This window comes from Nitratireductor basaltis (assembly GCF_000733725.1).
Classification (GTDB): Bacteria; Pseudomonadota; Alphaproteobacteria; order Rhizobiales; family Rhizobiaceae; genus Chelativorans; species Chelativorans basaltis.
Genome location: NZ_JMQM01000001.1, coordinates 1,985,705 through 2,004,857 on the forward strand (window position 1 = coordinate 1,985,705; position 19,153 = coordinate 2,004,857).

13 protein-coding genes are annotated in these 19,153 nt (G+C 60.3%); 3 read left to right on the forward strand and 10 right to left on the reverse strand.

From position 1 onward, the window contains the following. Positions 1-36: 36 nt before the first annotated feature. The gene (locus EL18_RS09560; protein WP_036482268.1) at positions 37-8,121 is read right to left on the reverse strand and encodes an Ig-like domain repeat protein; all 8,085 of its coding nucleotides are present in this window, start codon (positions 8,119-8,121) and stop codon (positions 37-39) included. Between the two features lie 236 nt (positions 8,122-8,357). Here EL18_RS09560 and EL18_RS09565 point away from each other — a divergent pair, with 236 nt between their 5' ends. Then, a complete protein-coding gene (locus EL18_RS09565; protein WP_036484446.1) occupies positions 8,358-8,693 on the forward strand; it encodes a protein tyrosine phosphatase family protein in 336 nt (111 codons plus the stop codon). A gap of 15 nt (positions 8,694-8,708) precedes the next feature. Here EL18_RS09565 and EL18_RS09570 read toward each other — a convergent pair whose 3' ends face one another. Beyond that, positions 8,709-9,194 carry an Lrp/AsnC family transcriptional regulator gene (locus tag EL18_RS09570; protein WP_200875513.1) on the reverse strand — a complete coding sequence of 162 codons (486 nt, stop codon included), beginning with the start codon at positions 9,192-9,194 and terminating at the stop codon, positions 8,709-8,711. Between the two features lie 108 nt (positions 9,195-9,302). Between EL18_RS09570 and hppD the strand changes: the two genes are divergently transcribed. Further along, positions 9,303-10,415 (forward strand): 4-hydroxyphenylpyruvate dioxygenase, encoded by a 1,113-nt coding sequence (hppD, locus tag EL18_RS09575; RefSeq protein WP_036482274.1) that lies wholly within the window; start codon positions 9,303-9,305, stop codon positions 10,413-10,415. Here the strand turns inward: hppD and EL18_RS09580 are convergent, their stop codons facing one another. The 4 genes from EL18_RS09580 to hmgA all read right to left on the reverse strand — a co-directional run bounded on the left by EL18_RS09580 (position 10,416) and on the right by hmgA (position 13,550). After that, positions 10,416-10,751, reverse strand: coding sequence for a hypothetical protein (locus EL18_RS09580; protein WP_036482276.1), 336 nt, complete (start codon positions 10,749-10,751; stop codon positions 10,416-10,418). Positions 10,752-10,782: 31 nt separating this feature from the next. Further along, a complete protein-coding gene (locus tag EL18_RS09585; protein ID WP_161781987.1) occupies positions 10,783-11,100 on the reverse strand; it encodes a hypothetical protein in 318 nt (105 codons plus the stop codon). A 32-nt stretch (positions 11,101-11,132) separates the two neighbouring features. Then, positions 11,133-12,143 carry a fumarylacetoacetate hydrolase family protein gene (locus EL18_RS09590; RefSeq protein WP_036482280.1) on the reverse strand — a complete coding sequence of 337 codons (1,011 nt, stop codon included), beginning with the start codon at positions 12,141-12,143 and terminating at the stop codon, positions 11,133-11,135. Between the two features lie 93 nt (positions 12,144-12,236). Then, the gene (gene hmgA, locus EL18_RS09595; protein WP_036482282.1) at positions 12,237-13,550 is read right to left on the reverse strand and encodes a homogentisate 1,2-dioxygenase; all 1,314 of its coding nucleotides are present in this window, start codon (positions 13,548-13,550) and stop codon (positions 12,237-12,239) included. 74 nt (positions 13,551-13,624) lie between these two features. Between hmgA and EL18_RS09600 the strand changes: the two genes are divergently transcribed. Continuing rightward, positions 13,625-14,074 (forward strand): MarR family winged helix-turn-helix transcriptional regulator, encoded by a 450-nt coding sequence (locus EL18_RS09600; RefSeq protein ID WP_036482284.1) that lies wholly within the window; start codon positions 13,625-13,627, stop codon positions 14,072-14,074. Here EL18_RS09600 and EL18_RS09605 read toward each other — a convergent pair. From EL18_RS09605 to EL18_RS09620, 4 genes are all read right to left on the reverse strand, one after another. Further along, the gene (locus tag EL18_RS09605) at positions 14,071-14,583 is read right to left on the reverse strand and encodes an HPP family protein (RefSeq protein WP_036482286.1); all 513 of its coding nucleotides are present in this window, start codon (positions 14,581-14,583) and stop codon (positions 14,071-14,073) included. The two genes, EL18_RS09600 and EL18_RS09605, sit on opposite strands and share 4 nt — an antisense overlap. 132 nt (positions 14,584-14,715) lie before the next feature. After that, positions 14,716-15,753: an L-threonine 3-dehydrogenase gene (gene tdh, locus EL18_RS09610; RefSeq protein WP_036482289.1), complete on the reverse strand. Its 1,038-nt coding sequence runs from the start codon at positions 15,751-15,753 to the stop codon at positions 14,716-14,718. Positions 15,754-15,955: 202 nt separating this feature from the next. Then, complete coding sequence (locus tag EL18_RS09615; protein WP_036482291.1) at positions 15,956-17,143, reverse strand: glycine C-acetyltransferase; 1,188 nt, start codon at positions 17,141-17,143, stop codon at positions 15,956-15,958. A 546-nt stretch (positions 17,144-17,689) separates the two neighbouring features. Further along, a complete protein-coding gene (locus tag EL18_RS09620; RefSeq protein WP_036484452.1) occupies positions 17,690-18,901 on the reverse strand; it encodes an acyl-CoA dehydrogenase in 1,212 nt (403 codons plus the stop codon). Between the last annotated feature and the right edge of the window lie 252 nt (positions 18,902-19,153).

Here is a 19,153-nt window from a genome sequence, read left to right on the forward strand (position 1 = left end):
GCATGCCCTGCCATTTCTGCTTCGGGAGAAAGTGGATCAGCTTATCAGGGTCTGCTGCTCCACCCAGAGCGTGGCCGATCCCGAAGTGTAGACATCATAGGTGCTGTCTCCAACCACCTGATCCGATCCCGTATCGGTGAAGCCTGCGGCATGAACCTGATCTCCGGTATTGCCGTCGATCCGCAACAGCCCGTTGTCGGACATGTCCAGCACATCCTGCTCGGTAATAGTCAGCTCATTGTTGCCCGACCCCGTTAGGTCCACGACATCGATACCCAATATGCTGAACTCGTCCAGCGCAGTCATGTCGATGTGGATACCGCCGCCTGAGAGGATCAGAGTGTCCTCGCCTTCACCACCATCAATGCGCTTGAAAGCGGTGTCTGCGACGATGAAGTGATCATCTCCACCATAGCCAAGCAATGTATCCGCTCCTCCGCCACCGGTGATCTTGTCGGAGGACGCGCCGCCGGTAATCCAGTCATCGGCATTGGTGCCCTCCAACACCATCCACTGGGAGGTGCGACTTGTGCCGTAGATGAGGTGCGCTGTTCCAGGAGTACCGCTTGGTCTGGGTGCACCTAACAGCAGATCGTCGAACCCGTCGCCATTAACATCACCCGCAGCGGTGACCGATTTGCCGGCATGTCCGGTTTTGCTTCCCGAAGCACGCCCCACGACCTTGAACCCATCCTGAGTGGACAAGTCAGTTACATCAACTGTACCCAAACCTCCGCTCTTGCCGTAGATGATGTATGCGGAACCGGTCCCTGAACCCTTCTCGTCGGAATCCGGGACACTGACAATAATGTCATCCAACCCGTCCCCGTCCACATCGCCCGCTGACGAGACTACTGCACCCAATTCGCCTTCGGCGAGCACGCCTCTGATTTCGGTGCCCTGTGCGGGTGTGAGTGTGCTCAAATCGATGCTGCTCAGACCTGCACCGCCGAAGATCACGTAGGCGCTCCCGGTATCGGTGCCATTGTGGTCGGTCCCGGGCGCACCAATGAGGAAGTCCTCAATGCCATCACCGTTAAAATCGCCGGCGCTGGATACGGATGCGCCCAGACGGTCACCCGCAGCCAGACCACTTACCTTGAAGCCGTCACTCGCAGAAAAACTTGAAAGATCAATGTCGGCCCAACCCGTGGATTTGCCATAGACGATGTAGGCAGCACCGCTTGCTGTGCCGTTGGGGTCCTGTCCGACAGCACCTATGAGGAAGTCGTTGAACCCGTCGCCGTTGACGTCACCGAGAATGGAAACAGACTCTCCCAGAGTGTCACCAGCCAGATCACCGGTAATGCGAATGCCATCTGCCGGTGAGAGCGTATTGAGAGCGATATTGGAAGACGTTCCTGCCTTGCCGAATACGAGGTAGGCTGCACCTGCATTGGCGCCTCCTCCAGCGTTTTTCGTAGCGCCAAGGAGCATGTCATCGATACCATCACCATTCACGTCGCCTGCCGATGACACCGAAGACCCGGTCTGGTTGAACCCGGAATTGGTCAAAGTGTATCCGTCGGTGGCTGGCATGCTGGATATATTGAAGTTAGTATGTCCAGCCTTTCCATAGATCACATAGGCTCGGCCAGCCTCGGAATTCGCCGTACCGTAGCGATGTGCCCCAACAAGGAGGTCGGCTAGGCCATCACCGTTCAGGTCACCGCTACCGGAGATGGAAAAGCCGAGATAGTCATACTCGCTTTCGGCGCGCACGCGGAACCCTTGATCCACAGTCAGTGCGCCAAGGTTCAGTCCATCCAGGCGTTCGCCTTCCTTCCCGTAGATCACGTAGATCGCACCCGCGTTTTGACCCACGGCATCATTGCCGTAGCCGCTCAGAACAAAATCGTCGATCCCGTCCCCATTGAAGTCGCCAATATTGCTCAAGTACCGCCCCACTAGATCATCGGCGTTCTGGCCTACAAACTGCGCGTCGTGTATCAATCCGAGGTCATCCACGCGATCGACAATCGAGATCGTGCGCGCCTCTTCAGAGTACAGGCCATTGATGCCGGTTATTCTCGCGGTGATGTCTGCGGTCATACCTCCTGTCAGGGAGGAAATATCGATCACATCGCTTTCCCAGAACCCGCTAGCGTCAGCAGCAACTGACGAAAGAGGTGCACCATCAAGAAAAAATTCTACGATGGCACCCGGGTCGGCTTGCCCGGACAACTGGAAGTCTTGCGCATGAGTGACGTAGTCGTCTGCCACTTCATAGTCGTTCGACATCGCTTCGAGCGTGAGGAATGGCGTGGTGGTATCGACAGTTACCTCGAAGGGTGTAGAATTGGCTGAGGTATTTCCCGCAATGTCTGTCTGCGCTGCAACCACCTCCCATCGTCCGTCCGCCATGGCGGTGAAATTCTCGAACTCCCACGACGTCCCGGTTGTGATGGCGACGTCGCTGAAGTTCTCGACCGCGTTGCCCAGTTCGTCATAACGGGTCAGCGTCAGGACCACCGTCGCTCCGTCTTCACAGGTACCTGCGAAGCTCGGCGTATCATCACTGGTGATAAAGTCGCCCTGCACACCTGTATCATCGGAAAAGCTGTCGATGGTCGGGGGAGCCACGACAGTGTCCACCGTCACCGGGAGGCTGTTGGAGACCGTCGAGACATTGCCTGCAATGTCGGTCTGGATCGCCGTCGCCGTCCATGTTCCGTCAGCCAGATCAGCCGGCGGGGTGAAGGACCACGAGCCGCCGGCCACCGTTGCCGTGCCCGTAATGGTGCCACCAGCACCATCATCAAGCGTGATTTCGACCAGTGCGCCGTCTTCGCCCGTACCGGTGAAGGTCGGTGTGGCGTCATTGGTGATGCCATCGGCCGGGTCAGCGCCCGTGTCATCGGTGAAGCTGTCGATAGTGGGCGGGGCCACGACAGTATCAACAGTGACGGGGAAGCTGTTCGACGGAACCGACACATTGCCGGCAATGTCAGTCTGGATCGCGGTCGCCGTCCAGGTGCCATCGGCCAGATCGGCAGGCGGGGTGAAGGTCCAGGAACCGCCGGTTACCGTTGCGGTGCCCGTGATGGTGCCGCCAGCGCCATCATCAAGCGTGATCTCGACCAGCGCGCCGTCTTCGCCCGTACCGGTGAAGGTCGGTGTCGCATCATTGGTGATGCCATCGGCCGGGTCAGCGCCCGTGTCATCGTTGAAGCTGTCGATAGTGGGTGGAATGATGGTCGTGTCCACCGTCACCGGGAGACTGTTCGACGGACCGGATACATTGCCCGCAATGTCGGTCTGGATGGCGGTCGCCGTCCAGGTGCCGTCAGCCAGATCAGCCGGCGGGGTGAAGGACCACGAACCGCCTGTCACCGTCGCGGTGCCTGTGACCGTACCACCTGCACCATCATCAAGCGTGATTTCGACCACCGCCCCCTCTTCACCCGTGCCGGTGAATGTGGGTGTGGCATCATTGGTGATGCCGTCAGCGGGATCAACGCCGGCATCATCACTGAAGCTGTCGATAGTCGGCGGGATGATGGTCGTGTCGACTGTCACCGGGAACGGAGGTGTAGACGGACCCGACACATTGCCCGCAATGTCCGTCTGAATGGCCGTCGCCGTCCAGGTGCCATCGGCCAGATCGGCAGGCGGCGTGAAGGTCCAGGTGCCGCCTGTGACCGTTGCTGTGCCCGTGACCGTGCCACCTGCATCATCGTTCAGCGTGATCTCTACCACCGCGCCTTCCTCACCGGTGCCGGTGAAGGTGGGTGTGGCATCATTTGTGATGCCGTCGGCCGGGTCCACGCCCGTATCATCGCTGAAGCTGTCGATGGTTGGCGGGATGATGGTCGTATCCACCGTTACAGGGAATGGAGGTGTCGAGGGAGCCGAGACATTGCCTGCAATGTCGGTCTGGATCGCCGTCGCCGTCCATGTGCCATCGGCCAGATCAGCCGGCGGAGTGAAACTCCACGATCCGCCTGTCACCGTTGCGGTGCCGGTTACGGTTCCGCCTGCACCATCATCAAGCGTGATCTCGACCAGAGCACCTTCCTCGCCCGTACCGGTAAAGGTCGGTGTAGCATCATTGGTGGTGCCATCGGCCGGGTCGGCGCCGGTGTCATCGGTGAAGCTGTCGATAGTGGGTGGAACGATGGTCGTGTCCACGGTCACTGGCAAACTGTTCGACGGACCCGACACATTGCCTGCAATGTCCGTCTGGACGGCCGTCGCTGTCCATGTGCCGTCAGCCAGATCCGCAGGCGGGGTGAAGGTCCACGAGCCGCCCGTCACCGTTGCCGTGCCGGTTACGGTTCCGCCTGCACCATCATCAAGGGTGATCTCGACGGTTGCGCCCTCTTCGCCGGTTCCGGAGATGGTTGGAGATGCGTCATTGGTGATGCCGTCATTCGCATCCGCGCCCGTGTCATCGGCAAAGCTGTCGATGGTCGGTGGATCGATCATGCTGTCGACCGTTACCGTCAGCGGAAGGGATGGCGGTGAAACGGGATTTCCCGCGACGTCCTGCTGCGTGGCTGTGACGACATAGGTTCCGTCCGGCAGCACTGTTGCGGAGTGATCGAGCGTCCAGTTGCCATTGGCATCCGCTGTGCAGGTGCCGATGATATCCACGCCGGTATAGACCGTAACTGTCGCGCCGGGTTCGGCCGTGCCGGAGAATATCAGCGTGTTGTCGCTGGTCACGCCATCTCCCACCACGCCCGTATCATCGGCGAAACTGTCGACGGTGGGAGGCTGGGATGGCAAGGGCGTCAGTCCGCCGCCATTCGTATCCACCGTCACGTCCAAAGGCAGCGAGGGGGCAGATGGCGGATTGCCCGCGACGTCCTGCTGCGTGGCCGTGACCTGATGCTCGCCGTCACCGAGGATCGTGCCTGTGTGATCGAAGGTCCAGGTGCCATTGACATCGGCGACAACACTTCCTGCCTCGACCCCGTCGATGGAAACGGTCACGATCGCCCCGGCCTCTGCGGTCCCCGAGAACATCAGGGTCGCATCATTGGTGATGCCGTCGCCTTCGACACCGCTGTCATCGGCGAAGGTGTCCACCGTCGGCGGTGCCGAAGGAGCAGGTGTTGCCCCGCCGCCATTGGTGTCGACGGTCACACTCATCGGGTTGGACGCAGCCGATGGCGGATTGCCGGCCATGTCCTGCTGTGTCGCGGTGACAACGTAATCCCCGTCAGGCAGGACCTGGGCGCTGTTGTCGAAGCTCCAGCTGCCATCTGTCCCCACCGTCGTCGTGCCGATCGGTTGGCCGTCGATATGGACCGTCACAACCGAACCTGCCTTGCCTGTGCCCGAGAAAACGAGTGTCGCGTCGTTGGTGATGCCGTCGCCCACCACGCCCGTATCGTCCGCGAAGCTGTCAACGGTCGGGGGCGCGGATGGCTGAGGCGTGGCTCCGCCGCCATTGGTGTCTATCGTGAGATCAAGGGGCGCAGAGGGCGCCGAAGCCGGATTGCCGGCTGCATCACCCTGTATCGCGGTAATGCTGTGATCCCCATCGGGCAGCACGGTGGCCGTATGGTCGAACGACCAGTCGCCATCAGCATCAGCCATGGTGGTGCCGACTTCGACGCCATCCACGAAAACAGTGACAGTCGCACCGGGTTCGGCTGTGCCGCCAAAGATCAGGGTCGCGTCATTGGTAAGACCGTCTCCCACAATGCCGCTATCATCTGCAAAGCTGTCGACCGTGGGTGGCGCTGACGGCTGGGGCGTGTCACCACCTCCATTCGTGTCGACTGTCACATCCAATGGCGCGGATGCTTCAGAAGGCGGATTGCCGGCGACATCCTGTTGCGTTGCCGTCACCGAATGAAGACCGTCGGGCAGGATGACAGCTGTGTGATCGAGGGTCCAGTCCCCATTGGCGTCGGCAAGAGCCGTGCCGATTTCCACATCGTCGATGAACAATGTCACCGTCGCGCCCGGTTTGGCCGATCCAGCGAATACCAGCGTTGCATCATTGGTGATGCCGTCGCCGATGACCCCGCTATCCATGGCAAAACTGTCCACGGTCGGCGGTGCAGATGGCGCAGGCGTTGCGCCTCCGCCATTCGTATCGATGGCAAGCTTGAGAGGGGCAGATGGTGCGGAGGGCGGATTTCCGGCAGCATCCTCCTGCGTGGCGGTAATCACATGCGCACCGTCGGGAAGCACTGTCTGCGAGTGATCCAGGCTCCAGGTCCCGTCAGCACCGACAGTCGCCGTACCGATTGGTTCGCCATCGACATGGACCGTAACCGTGGACCCGGCCTCGCCAGTGCCGGTGAAAACCAGTGTTGCATCATTGGTGATCCCGTCTCCGACAATTCCACTGTCATCCGCGAAGGAATCAACCGTGGGCGGAGCGGAAGGCAGGGGTGTTTCACCGCCACCATTCGTGTCCACCGTCACCTGAAGCGGCGCTGATGCTTGCGAGGGCGGATTGCCCGCAACGTCCTGCTGCGTGGCGGTGATGGAATAGGTGCCATCCGGAAGCACGGTTTGCGAGTGGTCAAGCGTCCAGTTTCCCTGAGCATCGGCGAGAGCGGTGCCGATCTCCAATGCGTCGAGGAAAACCGTTACCGTCGAGCCGGGTTTTGCGGTTCCTGCAAAGACGAGTGTTGCATCGTTGGTGATGCCATCACCGATGATGCCGCTGTCGGTTTCGAAACTTTCCACGGTGGGAGGAGCGACAGGCAGTGGCGTTTCTCCGCCGCCATTGGTGTCCACCGTCACTTCAAGTGGAGCAGATGGTTCCGATGCGGGATTGCCTGCGGGGTCCGTTTGGGTCGCGGTGATCGTATAGGTACCATCGGGCAATACGACAGCGGAATGATCGAAGCTCCAGCTTCCATCCTCCTGGACCGTTTGGGTTCCCACCGGTTCACCGTCAATGAACAGTTCTATAGTGTTCCCGGGTTCGCCGGTGCCGCTGAAAATCAGTGTCGGATCATTCGTGATCCCGTCTCCCGGCACACCGTTGTCATCAGCAAAACCGTCGACGGTTGGGGGAGCAGAGGGCCTGGGGTCGGTGCCTCCACCATTTGTGTCGACCGTCACCTCCAGGGGTGCAGAATGATCGGAGGCCGGATTGCCTGCGATATCCTTCTGGGTTGCTGTAATCAGATAGGTATCATCTGCCAGCACCGTGTCGGTATGGTCCAGGCGCCAGCTACCGTCCGCAGCCACCGCGATCTCGCCAATGGCTGTGCCGTCGATATAGACAGTGACGATGGAGCCGGGTTCGCCCGTGCCCGAGAAGAACAATGTCGCATCACTCGTGATGCCGTCCCCAACCGTGCCCGTATCATCCGCAAAAGCGTCCACCGTGGGCGGAGTTGAAGGAAGCGGATTTGCGCCACCTCCATTGGTATCGATTACCACGTCAAAAGGTTCTGACGGCGTCGAAACTTCGCCGGAAGAGGTTTCCTGCGTGGCGGTAAAGCTGTGCGTACCGTCGGCAAGAAGCTCCCTGAGTTCCACACTCCACCGACCGTCAACAACGGTCCCATATCCGACGACCTCCCCGTCGAGATAGAGGGTGATGACCGTGCCGTCCGGCTCGCTGGAGGTACCCATGATGGTGGGCATGTTGTCATTCGTGACGCCATCCCCGGGGAGGCCACTGTCTGGTGCAACTTCGACCAGCTTCGGTGCTTCCGGGATCCGTGCGGGCGGCGCAGCGCCGCCGTCATCATCGTCGCTCAACAAGATGGCCGCGCCAGCGGCACCGGCAGCGCCAAGGCCAAGCAGGAGGGGCGCCGTCAATCCGCCAAGACCGCCGAAGCCGGCAAAACCGGCGTTGGAACAGGCTTCATCCAGAACGATCTCGTTCAGGACGCCCGGCAGATCGTCCGCAAAGCCAAGATGCACGAAACAGTCGCTGTCGTCGTCGAGCAGATGCAATTCAGGACGGGCGGCCTCTTCGTCTTCCTCGAAGAAATCGACAAGCACGACAGTCCCGCCGCTGTCCAGATAAAGCACCAGATCATCGCCGCTGCGCTGAAAGTCCTGTATTTCACCGCGTCGCACATGCAGACGCGTGATCGCCAAACCGCTCACATCGAAACTGGGCTGCGCACCGGTAAGCGTCGCCTGCTTTGCCTGATTGTCGGAGGGCGTGGTGAATTCGAGGAGGATATCCATAGAAACGTTCCCTGCAGACCCTGCATGGTCTTCTTGAACGCCCCCACTTCGAAACCTGAGATATGGCGATAGCCACTTCACCCGGCACCCTGACTCACAAAGGTTGCATTTTCGTTTATAAACTGATCGCAGGTTGAAATCGCATCTGCCGACTTGCACCGAGGGGGCCGATGGGCCAAATCATGGATAACGGTTACACCGGCTGCCTCATCGGCAGCCTTGTCGGGAGTGGTTCGATGCAGGCTCGGTTCCTTGATGAAGATTTCGCGGTAGCGCCACAGATCGCGGCGGCCCATGTCGAGGCGATCGCCGAAGCGGGCTTCAAATCCATAGTCTGCAACCGTCCCGATTCCGAAGATGGCGCGGTCCCTCATGACGAGGTTCAGGCGGCCGCCGAAGCTGCCGGACTTGAATTCCGGTTCCTGCCGGTCGTGCCGGGCGAGATCACCGAGGATGACGCCAGGAACATGGCAGCCTTGTTGAACGAGCTTCCAAAACCCGTGCTTGCCTATTGCCGCAGCGGCGGACGCTGCACCAATCTCTATGCGATGGTTCAGCAGACAAGCGCCTGAGGGCAACAGGCATCTTCACAGCGGCAGCGCCGCGGTTTCCTTCAATGTCTGAAGCACGATTGCCGTCTTCACATGCTGCACGGACTGGTGTGGCAGAAGCACGTCATTGACGAAATCGGACAATGATTTGAGATCCGGGGTCACGACCTTGAGGAGATAGTCCATCTCCCCTGTCAGCGCATGTGCCTCAAGCACTTCCGGCAGGCCGGACAACAGTTCGGCGAAACGGCGTGCATTGTCGGGATTGTGGGTGGCCAGCGTCACCGTGATGATGTTCACCAGTGACAGGCCAAGCAGATCCCGGTCGAGCACGGCACGATAGGAGCGGATCAGCCCCGCCTCCTCCAGCCGCTGGCGCCTGCGCGAGCATTGCGAAGCGGAAAGATTGATACGCTCCGACAGATCATTGTTCGTCAGACGCGCGTCCCGCTGAAGATGCGCCAATATCTTGCGGTCAAACTGATCAAGATGCGCTCTATCCACTATACTCCTCCGAAACATGCACGTTCCATGCACCATGGAAGCATCTTGGAGCGCAAAATGCAAAGCACTTGCATCGGCTGGGCAGTAAAATGCGCGATATCGCAAAGTCCTTGAGGAGGAGAAGCCATGGGTCCGTTCCCGCATGATGCACCGCCAGCAGAAATCACGAAGGAGAATCCTGCCGGCACCGACGGTTTCGAGTTCGTGGAATTCGCTCATCCCGAGCCGGAAAAGCTCGCGGAGCTTTTCACTAAGATGGGTTATAGCGAGGTCGCGCGGCACAAGACGAAGAAGATTTCGGTCTGGCGGCAGGGTGACATCAATTACATCGTGAACGCCGAGCCTGGCAGCCACGCCATGCGCTTTGTCGACGAACATGGCCCCTGTGCCCCGTCCATGGCCTGGCGCGTGGTTGATGCCAAACATGCCTATGAGCATGCAGTCGCAAAGGGTGCCGAACCCTATGAGGGCGACGACAAGACGCTGAATGTGCCGGCGATCGTGGGCATAGGTGGTTCACTGCTCTACTTCGTGGAGACCTATGGCGACAAGGGCTCGGCTTATGACGGCGAATTCGACTGGATCGGCGAGCGTGACCCGAAGCCGGAAGGTGTGGGCTTCTACTATCTCGATCACCTCACCCACAATGTCTATCGCGGCAACATGGACAAGTGGTGGGCCTTCTATCGTGAGCTTTTCGGCTTCACTCAGATCCACTATTTCGACATTGACGGGCGCATTACGGGGCTCGTCTCACGCGCGATCACCTCGCCTTGCGGCAAGATCCGCATTCCGCTGAACGAGTCCAAGGACGAGACCAGCCAGATCGTCGAATATCTGAAAAAGTACAAGGGCGAAGGCATCCAGCACATCGCCGTTGGCACCGAAGAAATCTATGACGCGACAGACAGGCTTGCCGATAATGACCTGAAATTCATGCCCGGACCGCCGGAAGTCTATTACGAGAAGAGCTTCGAGCGCGTCAAAGGCCATGACGAGCCGATCGAGCGCATGAAGAAACACGGCATCCTGATCGATGGCGAAGGCGTGGTGAATGGCGGCATGACCAAGATCCTGCTGCAGATCTTTTCGAAGACCGTCATCGGGCCGATCTTCTTCGAGTTCATCCAGCGCAAGGGTGATGAAGGCTTCGGTGAAGGCAATTTCCGCGCGCTCTTCGAGAGCATCGAGGAAGACCAGATCCGCCGCGGCGTCATCAAGGTTGATGCGGCGGAATAGCTACCACAGCTGCAACAGGGTCTGGCCGAACCAGGCCAGGCCCGCAATCACCACCAGCGCATAGCCCAGGCGCAGCGACCAGCGCGCGAGACGGTAGCGCCCGCCCTCCTCCATGCCGTGAGCAAAGGCGCGCAGATCGTCATTGATATAGCTGCGCATATGTCTTTCGGCCCGCTTGTCCGCTGCTCTGCGCAGCGAAACGAAGCGCACCAGCGCCTCGTCCTCTGACCAGCCGAAACGCTTCTTTTCCAGTCTAAAGGACAGGTTCAGCAGAAGTGCCCAGCCCAGCGCGACGAGGGCAAGCCCGATGCCGAGCAGGGTCAAGATGAAGGTCATCGGATTCAGCTGCCTCCCGTGGATTCAGCTCTCAGCTTATCCTCATCATGCTCAGCAGCACCAGTGTCTGCACTATTCCCCATGGCGTTATCGCACCAAGCCCCAGTGCAGCAACCGACGAAATGCCGGCCCATGCGCCGATGACCCTTCCGACCCATCGGACCGGCTCTGTCTTCCAGGCCCAGATTGCAGGGCCGATATTCGTCCCAAGCAGCGACAGGAAATAGACGATACCCAGTGCGATTCTGGCTGCTCCCGGTTCTCCCGATGAATACAACACCACGAAGATTGGCCGCATCAACAGACCCAGGATTGGTATCCCTGCCAGGTTGAAGATCAGAAACAACAACCCAGCACTACCAATCCTGAATTTCTGCAAATCTAGTCCCTCGGTTCAACCACCTGCTCGATCGCGCCGAAAATGGAATGACCTTCATTGTCGCGCATCTCGATGCGGACAATATCACCGAAATGCAGGAAGGGTGTCTGCGGCTTATCGCCCTTGATCGTCTCGATCATGCGGATTTCCGCGATGCAGGAATATCCCGCTCCCCCTTCATCCACCGGCTTGCCCGGACCGCCATCAAGCTTGTTTGAAACCGTCCCCGAACCGATGATCGAACCTGCGGCAAGCGGGCGTGTCTTGGCTGCATGCGCGATAAGTGTCGGGAAGTCGAAGGTCATGTCGATGCCGGCATTGGCCCGACCGATTGGCTTGCCGTTCAAATCGACGCAGAGCGGAAGGTGCAGCCGACCTCCGTCCCATGCTTCTCCCAATTCGTCAGGCGTCACGGCGACGGGGGAGAAGGCCGAAGACGGTTTGGACTGGAAGAAGCCGAAGCCCTTGGCCAGTTCACCGGGGATGAGACCGCGCAGGGAGACATCATTGACGAGCATGACGAGACGGATGGCATCGCGCGCCTCGTCTGGCGTGGCCCCCATCGGTACGTCATCGGTAATGACCGCAACCTCGCCTTCCATGTCGATACCCCATGCTTCGTCAGCCATGCGGATTGGATCACGGGGCGAGAGGAAGCTGTCGGAGCCCCCCTGATACATCAACGGGTCTTCCCAGAAGCTTTGGGGCATCTCCGCGCCGCGTGCCTTTCGCACCAGTTCCACATGGTTCACATAGGCCGAACCGTCCGCCCACTGATAGGCGCGCGGCAGCGGCGACATGGCGTCATGCTCATGGAAGCGTTCGGCGGGAACCGCACCATGATCGAGGCTTTCGGCCAGCGCCTCCAGATGCGGCGAGACCCGCGCCCAGTCATCAAGTGCGGCCTGCATGGTGCGCGCAAGAAAGGAGGCGTCGGTGTAGCGGGTCAAATCGCGTGAAACGACGACCAGGCGCCCGTCGCGGGTGCCGTCCTTCAAACTGGCTAGCTTCAAGATGTTCCTCCTCGTAGTGATTTGTTCGGCCATGCAGCCTCTACCGCATGGCTCTCCCCCTGTCGGACATGGGTCAGCAGCAAAGACTGCCTGTCAACTCCAATCACCTTCCGGTGTGCCGTTGAACCGCTTTTTCAGGTCGCTCCAGCAGTCGATATAATCATCCTGGAGCGTGCTGCTCATGGCCGCGAAGCGAGTCACGTGCTGGGCGAAGCGTGTTTCAAACATGAAGGCCATCGTGTCCTCCAGCTTGACCGGCTTCAACTCCGCGTGGGTCGCCTTTTCATATCCGAAGGCGTCCGGCCCATGCGGCAGCATCATGTTGTGCAGCGATATGCCGCCGGGCACGAAGCCCTTTTCCTTGGCATCATACTGCCCTTTGATGAGGCCCATGAACTCGCTCATGATGTTGCGGTGGTACCAGGGCGGGCGGAATGTGTGCTCGGCCACCATCCAGCGCGGCGGGAAGATGACGAAATCGACATTCGCCGTACCCTCCTCTCCGCTCGGTGCCGTCAGGACCGTGAAGATTGACGGGTCCGGATGATCGAACAGGATCGCGCCCACGGGCGAGAAGGTGGACAGGTCATATTTGTAGGGCGCGTAGTTGCCATGCCAGGCAACCACATCCAGCGGTGAGTGGTCGATTTCCGTCTGGTAGAAGCGGCCGCACCACTTCACCTTCAGATGCGTGGGCTCGTCGTGCTCCTCGAACCATGCAACCGGCGTCTTGAAATCGCGCGGATTGGCCAGGCAGTTTGCACCGATGGGACCGCGGTCTGGCAGGGTGAACTTCGCGCCGTAATTCTCGCAGATATAGCCGCGCACGGGGCCATCCAGCAGCTCGACGCGGAAGATCATGCCGCGCGGCACGAGCGCGATCTCACCTGGATTGACATCCATGATACCCATTTCGGTCCGGATGCGAATGCCGCCCTGCTGCGGCACGATCAGCATCTCCCCATCGGCATTGAAGAAGTGCTCGTTCACCATGTCCATGCTGGCGACATAGACATGCGCGGCCATACCCGATTGCCCCTGCGCATCACCGGCAGTGGTAATGGTGCGGATGCCGGAGATGAAGGTCGTGCCCTCAGAGGGAAGAGGAAGCGGATCCCAGCGCAGCTGGCCGAGCGGAAGCTCATGCTCCTCATGGTCCGGCCCGGTTTTCCAGTAGTTGTGCGTTACCGGCTTGAAGCGGGCGGTATGCTTCACCGAGGGGCGAATTCTGTAGAGCCACGAGCGTTCATTCGTGCCGCGTGGTGCGGTGAAGGGCGAACCTGACAGCTGCTCGGCATACAGCCCATAGGCGGGGCGCTGCGGCGAGTTCTGTCCCTGTGGCAGGGCGCCGGGCAGGCTTTCGGTCTCAAAGTCGTTTCCGAAGCCTGGCATATATTCAAGGGTCATGACTTCCTCCCTCAGACAATCTTCGTTACATTCGTAACCGTTGAAAATGTAACTATCAACGGGAGGCGCCCGCCATGGCTGATGATATTCTGGTTCTTGAGGATTTCCTGCCCTACCGTCTCAACAGGCTGGCCGAGGCTGTCAGTCGCGACTTCTCCCGCATCTATCGCGAGCGTTACGGGCTTACCCGGCCCGAATGGCGCACACTCGCCGCACTTGGCCAATACGGCACGATGACCGCCACGCAGATCGGCGCGAATTCGGCCATGCACAAGACGAAGGTCAGTCGGGCGGTTGCGGAGCTTGAAAGGCGCGGGTGGCTATTGCGCGAAACAGACCCTTCGGACCGGCGCGTGGAACATCTGCAACTATCCAGATCGGGCACTGCCGCCTATCGCGCCCTGGTGCCGCTGGCGAAAGACTATGAGAGGAAATTGCTTGCAGCACTTGAAGCTGCCGAGCAAGCGGAACTGACCACAGGCCTTGCTGCAATGGAACGCATTGTGACCAGACAGAAAGGCTAGCCTTCCCGATCGATCCGCGTGGGATACTGCACACGCGGCGGCAGCCAGTGGTGCACAAGTGCGAGCGAGACAAGGCTGATGCAGCCGATCAACACAAATACGAACAGTTCCTGACCCTGGAACGGTATGGCCGTCGCCACCAGTGGCAGCGCACCTGCCGGTGGATGGGTTACCCGCAGCATCAACATCAGAGCGATCGCGATACCCACCGCACATGCCGCTGCCCACCAGGCTGCAGGAAACAGCGCCATCGCGCCAACACCGACTATAGCTGCAATGAGATAGCCACCGAAGATATTCATCGGCTGCGCCAGCGGGCTTGAGGGTTGACCAAAGAGCAGCACCGCGGTCGCACCAAGGGGTGCAATGAGCAGGGGCAGGCCGGTAAGAGTAGACAGGGTACCGACCAGCGCCATGCCAAGCATGGCACCAAATCCCGACTTCAGATGAGAGATGGCATGCCCGCGCGGTTCGTGCCTGGCGGTAAATGGCCGGATGTGCTGACGCAAGGTGCGAGAAGTCCCCTTCAGAAGAAGACTTCAGTTACCAAGCTGCAACATCAGCGCACAGTAACAGATATTCGAAGTATCAACTCACGAGGGAAATTGTTTTCTTTCACTCGGCACCGTCGGCAATGCCGGTTACTCCCAATCCATAACCACCTTGCTGGCCGTGCCGGAGCGCATGGCTTCGAAGCCGCCCTTGTAGTCGTCGATGCCGATGCGGTGGGTGATGATACCGGAGACGTCGAGCGGGCCCTGCACCAGCGCGATCATCTTGTACCAGGTCTCGAACATCTCGCGCCCATAGATGCCCTTCAGCGTCAGCATCTTGAAAATGACCTTGTTCCAATCGATCTCGAATCCGGTCGGCGCGATGCCCAGAATGGCGATCTTGCCGCCATTGTTCATGGCGTCGATCATGTCGCGGAAGGCCGGTGCGGCGCCGGACATTTCAAGCCCCACATCGAACCCTTCCGTCATGCCGATACGTGTCATCACGTCGGGCAGCTTTTCCTCCGCCGCGTTCACCGTGTGCTGAACACCAACTTTCCTCGCAAGCTCCAGCCGGCCCGGATTGATGTCGGTGATGACGACCTTGCGCGCACCGACACTCTGCGCCACCAGCGCACCCATGATGCCGATGGGCCCGGCGCCCGTCACCAGCACGTCCTCGCCCACGAGGTCGAAGGAAAGTGCGGTGTGAACGGCATTGCCCAGCGGATCGAAGATGGCTGCAATCTCGTCAGGCACATCATCGGGGATGGGCACCACATTGTGCTGCGGCAGCGAGACATATTCGGCGAAGGTGCCCGCCCGCTGAACGCCGACGCCCAGCGTATTACGGCACAGATGCCCGCGCCCCGCGCGACAGTTGCGGCAGTGGCCGCAGACGATGTGCCCCTCGCCCGAAACCCGCTGACCGGGCTTGTATTCGCTGACGGCCGAGCCGACCTCGACCACCTCGCCCATGAATTCATGACCCGTCACCAGCGGCACCGGCACGGTCTTCTGCGCCCACTGGTCCCAGTTCCAGATATGAACATCGGTGCCGCAGATGGCGGATTTCTTCACCTTGATGAGCACGTCATTCGGGCCGATCTCCGGCACCGGCACACGTTCCATCCAAAGGCCTTCCTCCGCCTTCGACTTCACCAGGGCTTTCATCATGTTGGACATGGGTTGGTCCTTGTTCTTCAAGTTGTCGGAGGCGGTGCTCAAGGCTACCCCCCTCTGCCCTGCCGGGCATCTCCCCCACAAGGGTGGAGATTGTTCGTTGATGTGCCGTGCCTCTTCTTTGATGCTCGGCGTCAATGACAGCTGATCTCCCCCCTCGTGGGGGAGATGGGCGGCAGCCCAGAGGGGGGCGTGCCGCGTGCCGTCATCCAATCACCCCAAGCTCCCGCCCCACGGCACCGAAAGCTTCCACTGCACGATCGATATCGGCTGAGGAATGCGCGGCCGACATTTGCGTGCGGATGCGCGCCTGGCCCTTGGGGACGACGGGGAAGGAAAAGCCGATCACATAGATGCCGTGATCCAGCAGCCGATCGGCCATTTTCGAGGCCAGTGCGGCGTCGCCCACCATCACCGGAATGATCGGATGATCGGCCCCCGCCAGCGTGAAGCCCAGCTTTTCCATGCCCGTGCGGAAGCGCGTCGCGTTGTCATAGAGATGCCGGCGCAGGCTCGCGCCGTTCTGCACGATGTCGAAGACCTTCAGCGATGCCGCCGCAATCACCGGTGCAAGCGTGTTGGAGAAAAGATAGGGCCGCGAGCGCTGGCGCAGCCATTCCACGACCTCCTTGCGCGCGCAGGTGTAGCCGCCGGATGCGCCACCAAGCGCCTTGCCGAGCGTGCCGGTGATGATGTCCACGCGTCCTTCCACACCGCAATATTCCGGCGTGCCGCGGCCATGCTCGCCCACGAAACCGACCGCGTGGCTGTCATCAACCATCACCATGGCGTCGTATTTCTCCGCCAGGTCGCAGATCGCCGGCAGATTGGCGATGATGCCATCCATGGAGAAGACGCCGTCGGTCGCGATCAGGCGGAAACGCGCGTCGGAGGCTTCCTTCAGGCGTTCTTCCAGTTCGGCCATGTCGTTGTTGGCGTAGCGATAGCGCCGTGCCTTGCACAGCCGCACGCCGTCGATGATCGAGGCATGGTTGAGCGCATCCGAGATGATCGCATCATCGGGCCCAAGCAGCGTCTCGAACAGGCCCGCATTGGCGTCGAAGCATGAGGAATAGAGGATCGTGTCTTCCATGCCGAGGAAGCTCGAAATCTTCGCCTCCAGCTCCTTGTGCTCCTCCTGCGTGCCGCAGATGAAACGCACCGAAGCCATGCCGTAGCCATAGCGATCCAGCGCCTTCTTCGCGCTCTCGCGAAGCTCGCCATTGTCGGCGAGACCCAGATAGTTGTTGGCGCAGAAATTGAGCACATCCCTGCCGCCACTTTGAATACGGGCGGATTGCGTGGATGTGATGACGCGCTCGGACTTGTAAAGCCCCGCCTCCTTCAGCCCTTCTATTTCACTCTTGATATGGGTCAGAAAGGCATCACTCATCAGGCACTCCGGAGGCAACGGAAATCACGGCGCACACATTTTCACGCGCGCAATAATCTTTCAAGCGCAGATGTGGGGTGGGGTGTTTGGACGGCGGCGCGAGACACCCCCCCTCTGCCCTGCCGGGCATCTCCCCCACAAGGAGGGAGATTAGTCGTTACGATGCCCCGCCTTCCTGCCAGTGGAGGTGCGACGGAAAAGCAAGCCAATCTCCCCCCTTGTGGGGGGTGAGTAGCGGTTGGCCGCAGGCCAAGGCGGAGCCAAAGATTTGGCTCCGTCAGCGCCCGAACGCGCGGAGCGCAAGCGCAGCGCAGGCTGGCAAGGCAGAGGGGGGTCTGCCAGAGCGCCAACACCTCTACTCCCGTCATCCCGGAAGCCGCAAGGCTATCCGGGACCTATTGGCAGAACATCACGGGCACGGCCCCGCCCTCACCGACCACCCGACAGCACGGCCCGGTCCTTTTGCGGAAACCGGCCGTGCCGCTCAATGGGTCCCGGCTCTCCCGCAGGTCGGCCGGGATGACGGTCAAAGATATTCACCCCGCCTCAGTAAAACGCCTGCAGCCCCGTCTGCGCGCGGCCGAGGATCAGCGCGTGCACGTCATGCGTGCCCTCATAGGTGTTGACGGTTTCCAGGTTCTGCGCGTGGCGCATGACGTGGTATTCGATCTGGATGCCGTTGCCACCGTGCATGTCGCGGGCCTGGCGTGCGATATCGAGCGCCTTGCCGCAATTGTTGCGCTTGACGATGGAGATCATCTCCGGCGCCATCTTGCCCTCGTCGAAAAGACGACCCACGCGCAGCGAGCCCTGCAGGCCGAGCGCGATTTCCGTCTGCATGTCGGCAAGCTTCTTCTGGAAGAGCTGCGTCTGCGCCAGCGGCTTGTCGAACTGCTTGCGGTCGAGGCCATATTGGCGCGCGCGGTGCCAGCAGTCTTCCGCAGCCCCCATCGCACCCCAGGAAATTCCGTAGCGGGCGCGGTTGAGGCAGCCGAACGGACCCTTGAGGCCCGATACATTCGGCAGAAGCGCGTCTTCGCCCACTTCCACGCCATCCATGACGATCTCGCCGGTGATGGAGGCGCGCAGCGAAAGCTTGCCGCCGATCTTCGGTGCGGAAAGGCCCTTCATGCCCTTTTCGAGCACAAAGCCGCGGATCTGGTTGTCATGCGCTTCCGACTTGGCCCAGACGACGAAAACATCGGCGATGGGCGAGTTGGAAATCCACATCTTAGAACCGGTCAGGCGATAGCCGCCGTCGATCTTCTTTGCGCGCGTCTTCATGCCGCCGGGGTCGGAACCTGCATCCGGCTCGGTCAGGCCGAAGCAGCCGATCCACTCGCCCGACGCCAGTTTCGGCAGATATTTCTTGCGCTGCTCTTCAGAGCCATAGGCATGGATCGGATACATGACCAGCGAGGACTGCACGCTCATCATGGAGCGGTAGCCCGAATCCACGCGCTCGACTTCGCGCGCGACCAGCCCATAGGCAACGTAGGACGCGCCCACGCCGCCATATTCTTCCGGTATCGTCACGCCGAGCAGACCCGCCTCGCCCATCTCGCGGAAGATGGAGGGATCGGTCTCCTCGTCGAGATAGGCCTTCTCCACACGCGGCGCCAGCTTGTCAGCGGCGAAGGCGCGCGCGGCATCGCGGATCATGCGCTCCTCGTCGGTCAGCTGTTCCTCAAGCAGGAACGGATCGTCCCAGACGAAATTCGAGCCGGATGATTTCGCCGCGGATTTGTTTACTTCCATATTCATTCAAGCCTTCCTGATGCGGTTGCGCTCGCCCGAGCCGTCAGCAACCAGATGGTCTTAACCTGACCTCCGCCAATGCGGAAAAACCATACGCCAGAATGTGCCTTGCGCGGTACCAGCGCTTGCACTCCCGACGCCTGAGCGGTGCATACAGCTAACTAGGGCAATCTGGCGCGGGCTTGAAATGATTTTTTGGGTGGGGCATTGCGCCCTTCATTTCGAACAATCGCAGGCTTTAGACTTTGTTCT